General features: G+C 38.5%; 2 protein-coding genes. Both read right to left on the bottom strand.

Annotated features, from left to right (window positions below; genetic code table 11):
* Positions 1-509 (bottom strand): plasmid recombination protein (locus tag ACP693_RS17605; RefSeq protein ID WP_426050127.1); only part of this gene is annotated, 509 nt, incomplete at its 3' end.
* A gap of 406 nt (positions 510-915) precedes the next feature.
* Positions 916-1,620: replication initiation factor domain-containing protein (locus tag ACP693_RS17600; protein WP_426050126.1), on the bottom strand; the 705-nt coding region annotated here is incomplete at its 5' end.

Below are 1,620 nucleotides of genomic sequence, written 5' to 3'. Positions count from 1 at the left end.
ACAATATTCAAGTGCAGGTGCGGACTTATTTCGTCATTATGAATAACAGCATTATAAACAGCCAAATTAGGGTTTCTCTCTTGAAACTCCTTGTAATACTGAACCAAAATTTTATTGGCAATCACTCGATTTTGTTCAGCTTGTTGTTTCGATATGCCAGTAGAAGAACCATCTGCTCGATTTGTCTGGAAATCATCTAAAATGCCTATTTGCACAATAAATTCTCGTTGAGGTTCCAACTTTTTATCCTTGCGCACTTTCGCTAAATAGTCCTCGATTTTTCTATCGGCTCTTTTTTGTTTCGCATTATATTTTTCTACCACTTCGCCAAACAATTCCTCATATTTATCTGCTAGATTCGTCTGCTCTAAATAAATATTTTCATCCGATTTCGTGAAGTCAATATGCTTATGCCAATCATTGGTTTTCTGGCGATCAGTTAACTCACGATTATTATGAGAAATACTTGTATTCTTCGTTCCTTTTTTAAATGAAATACTAAACCCCAAGTTAAAACCCTCCTTCGCGCTGTCGCTAATAAAAAGATTGTAAACCTTTCTGTTACTCTTTGTCAAAGAGTAACATTTTCCTAATTGTGACATGGCTGTCACAATTCCAAATGCTCTCCGAGGGTATTCGCTGTCACAAGTGACAACGAAAAAAGGAGCCGAAAGCGTGTCACGCTCTCAACTCCTTTTACGCTTTATTTTGCTTCACGCAAAATAATCGCTTATCGTAAACTCACGTCATTAAACATTGACGTAAATTTACTCTCACTCATCTGACTTTTCTTATTCGGTATCACTTCTCTGTCACGTCCAAACCCAAAAGCCACGTGTCTAATTCTATTTTCAAGTCGTTTGCAGATTCCTTAAACGTCTCTCGTAAATGATTCGTCAACTCATCGTTTTGGCTTTATTCTTTCAACAATTTGCGCAATCTATATTTCAAATTTCTGCTAATATACGCCCACTCTGAATGATCTTGATTCAGCCCTTTTATCATAATTCTATCAACAGGTTTTACATCTCCAGGCAAGTAATGAGGACTTGCAAAGCTATCTAAACTTTCCCGAACCATCGCATGCCAATCTGTTGCTTTGCCACGTCTTAGCTGCATTTCTATACGCCACCATGTTTCGATTTCTTTTGGTACAATCTGTTTTTTTCGTTCCTGTTCAAGCTTTTTGTTGTACATCCGCACTTGTCGCTCGCTGGCACGACTACCCCAGTACGCTGTTTCTAATTTGCCAGAACGGCCATAAATTGGCTTAAAAGACACAGGGTCAACGATTCGATACTGGGTAATAAAATCATCAGGAACACAGAGAATATCGCAAGCAATATCTGCACGTGAGAAATGCGCATCCAGAAACAAATCATGAATGAATTGTTTCATCGACCCCTTTAAAAACTCGCCAATTTTATTTGGATTAAAATCAATACGACCTTTGTCAGGGTGAAATTTTAACATTTCGATATAGGCGATATCTTCTCCATATTGGTCAAATAATTGCCAACCATTTGTACCAACCGACTTCAAATACCCTTGATTTTCATTCAAACGCATTAATTGCTCAAAATTTCGCGCCATAGACCAGCGCCCCCGACGGCCGCGCCG

Source organism: Brevundimonas sp. TWP1-3 (assembly GCF_049896085.1).
Classification (GTDB): Bacteria; Pseudomonadota; Alphaproteobacteria; order Caulobacterales; family Caulobacteraceae; genus Brevundimonas.
The sequence above is the reverse complement of the archived record's forward strand: the minus strand, read 5'-3'. Positions and strand labels throughout refer to the sequence as shown.